Annotated in this window: 1 protein-coding gene; it reads right to left on the bottom strand. The window is 46.3% G+C overall.

Going from position 1 to position 1829, the window contains the following annotated elements:
* Window positions 1-179: 179 nt before the first annotated feature.
* On the bottom strand, window positions 180-1583 hold the full coding sequence (locus OCT58_RS10275; RefSeq protein ID WP_267202727.1) for a L,D-transpeptidase family protein: 1404 nt from the start codon (window positions 1581-1583) through the stop codon (window positions 180-182).
* Between the last annotated feature and the right edge of the window lie 246 nt (window positions 1584-1829).

Below are 1829 nucleotides of genomic sequence, written 5' to 3' on the forward strand. Positions count from 1 at the left end.
AGTTCGCGTGTGGTAAGATGATGATAGGTCATTTGTGATATCCTTTGCTTTTGTTTGTGGTTATTCAAAAGTCTATCACAGATGGCTTTTTTATGTTTCTAACTTAATTTTACAAACCGGGAATACAAAAAAAGAAATTGAAATTCCAAGATGGTCTTTCAATTTCTTTTTGCTATATTTTAATAGACAATTACTGGCTCGTTTACCTGCATTGCGTGATAGGCCGTCCCGGCATCACTCGGATGCATATTGGCACAACCATGGGAACCACCGGTTGAGGCACTACCACTGCTCAGATAAGCAGTCTTCGACCAGTTCGTCCGCCAGCTGGCATCGTGGAAGCCACAGCCGGTATTGGTGAACTGTGACCAGTACTGAACCTTACTTGAATACTTCGAACCGTCACCATTGGTTCCCCGCAGAGTTGATGGCGACTGCTGGTACATGATATACCAAACACCCTTTGGCGTCCGGTCGCCTGGCGTGTTGGAACCCGTGACCACGTCAGCATCGAAGACACACTTGCCATCCTTGTAGAACCAGGCGTGCTGGTCACTAATTGATAACTCGGCATAAGTACCACCGATGCCGTCATTGCTAGTGACGTTATAGCCAGTCCCCCGGGTATTGTAGCCAATACCGTAGATGTCTTGTTCGGCACTAACTTCCTTCTTGCCGGTTGCAATCGCCTGCGCCAGGGTCTGACCGGCTTTTTGAGCACTGATCTTCCAGCCATAGGTTCCCTTGGTGTTTGTGGTAATAACATTGCCGGCATGGGTCTTGAACTTAAAGCTTCGACCAAGCGTTGCCTGCTTCTGATTGATCTTCTTGATCTCGCTGTTGACTGCCGTCGTGTCAAAGTAATACTTGCCATTCTGGTAGGTCGCGCGAGAAATAATCTGGTTAGTGCCCAGCTTATAAGACTGCTTTTCGACCTTATAGGTAACGGTCTTGTTGAGAAGCTTTTGTAATTGCTTCTTTTCGTTTTGAACCTGACGACTTGATGTCGAGAGCGGTTGGTGCTGCTGGGTAGTCAGGTGCATCGTACCGTTAGCTGACTCCCGATTAAATTGACGAAGCAGCGCCGCACGATCATACTGGGTACCCTTCTTGGCGGCAACCAGTTTAACCTTGCCGTTGACTAGTAAAGCGTAAGCATCCTTAGCTGGACGCCGGTGCTGATTTAAGATCGTCAATTGCTTTTCAACCGCCTGCCGCTTGGCCGTCAATTGTTCATCCACGGCCCCGCTCGCCTTTACTAAGAGATTTTGTTTCTTGCTCGACGGGAAAAAGGTATGCTGCTTTTTCAATGCCTGATCAAATTTAGCCCGATCACTGCTGGTAATCCCAGAAGTCGATGCCTGGCCGCTGTAAATCAGCTTGCCATTGAGGTACACCTTATTGGCTCGCTGGGTATTCTTAACTTTCGTATAGGCCTGTTGGGCGGTCATTCCACCGACCCGAACCCCATTAATCGTTGTGTTGCGATTGAAATGAGTGTGCTGATGCCATGCCATCCCGCCAATCAAAATGATTAGCAGGGCCACAACACCCGTAATTAGGTACTTAAGTCGTAACTGCATGCGCTGAATTACTCCTCATCATATAATATTGATTCTAGTCGTCATTATACTAGTTTTTAGTGAATTTACCAGGTCAATGCCTAGTAAAAAATCCCGAAGCCATGTCACTTCGGGATTTTTTACCCCGGTTTGTAAAATTAAGTTAGAAACATAAAAAAGCCATCTGTGATAGACTTTTGAATAACCACAAACAAAAGCAAAGGATATCACAAATGACCTATCATCATCTTACCACACGCGAACTGA

This window comes from Limosilactobacillus kribbianus, from assembly GCF_026413145.1.
Lineage (GTDB): Bacteria > Bacillota > Bacilli > Lactobacillales > Lactobacillaceae > Limosilactobacillus > Limosilactobacillus kribbianus.